General features: G+C 65.7%; 2 pseudogenes. One reads left to right on the top strand and one right to left on the bottom strand.

Annotated features, from left to right (window positions below):
* Positions 1–95: pseudogene (locus EOA38_RS41195) on the top strand (rhodanese-like domain-containing protein); the annotation flags it as partial.
* Between the two features lie 37 nt (positions 96–132).
* On the opposite strand, the pseudogene EOA38_RS38600 reads toward EOA38_RS41195, so the two are convergent.
* Positions 133–493, bottom strand: a pseudogene (locus EOA38_RS38600) (alpha/beta hydrolase); the annotation flags it as partial.

The raw sequence follows: 493 nt of genomic DNA on the forward strand, positions 1-493 counted from the left end.
GTCTCACGCCGGTCAAGCACATCCTTGGCGGTTACACCGCGTGGAAGGCCGCCGGCCTGCCCGTCGAGCCGGGTCAGAAGAAGAAACCCGACTGACCAAGTCCCTATTGCGGGCGGAAAGCTGCTGCCCTTTTCAGTGCAGTGTCGATTCGTGCTGCTCCGTCACGAATCCGACGGCGCGCGCGACGACATCCTTGTCGGCAAGGATGCGGCGGTGGCCGAGTCCTTCGGCCCAATGCAGCCGGACATGATCGCCGGCGCCCGCATACCGCTTTGCGTGGTCGGCGTGGACTTCGCGGTCGTCCGGCGCGTGAATGATCAGTGTCGGCACCGGCGCCTCGGCGAGCTGGCGATCGCCGGTGAATTCGCTGAGCGGCCGTCCCGACAGATGTTGCACCCTGTTCGCCATGGCGACCCGGGAACGTGGCCCGACGTTCATCATGCGACTGAAGTCGTCGAAGATCGCCGGCAGCGAGCTCGGAGCAGCGATCAGC

Source organism: Mesorhizobium sp. M1E.F.Ca.ET.041.01.1.1 (genome assembly GCF_003997355.1).
In the GTDB taxonomy this organism is placed as follows: Bacteria; Pseudomonadota; Alphaproteobacteria; order Rhizobiales; family Rhizobiaceae; genus Mesorhizobium.